Origin of the sequence: Flavobacterium sp., assembly GCF_003525665.1 — a bacterium.
GTDB lineage: Bacteria > Bacteroidota > Bacteroidia > Flavobacteriales > Flavobacteriaceae > Flavobacterium.
In genome coordinates, this window is record NZ_DQDX01000090.1 from 16,231 (window position 1) to 16,561 (window position 331).

Consider the following 331-nt stretch of genomic DNA (forward strand, 5'->3'; position numbering starts at 1 on the left):
TCTTATCAAATATGCAAAAAACATCGTTGGAAAATTTAAAAGTTTTTAATAAACTTTCTTTAATAAAGTTTTGTTTAACCTCAGGTGAATCTACAGATTTTAAATCTTTAGTAGTGTCGATTTTATCTTCTCGAAGTAGCTCAGAAAGTTCATCAGCTAACAGACTTACTGTTTTTTCTTGACTTTTTGAAAAATCAAACTGCTTCTTGAAATTAGATATCAAATAACCGATTGTAATTTTATTTTCATCTAGAATTGGCAAATAAACTACTGAATCAATGTTTTTTGAGTCAAAATTTCCATTTTTTATTTTGTTTTTAAAAAAAAAAAA

The 331-nt window shown here is 24.5% G+C and carries 1 protein-coding gene; it reads right to left on the minus strand.

Annotated elements, in window-relative coordinates; genetic code table 11:
• On the minus strand, nt 1-223 hold a 223-nt coding region (locus tag DIU01_RS06760; protein WP_290832782.1), incomplete at its 3' end, for a hypothetical protein.
• Nucleotides 224-331 lie beyond the last annotated feature (108 nt).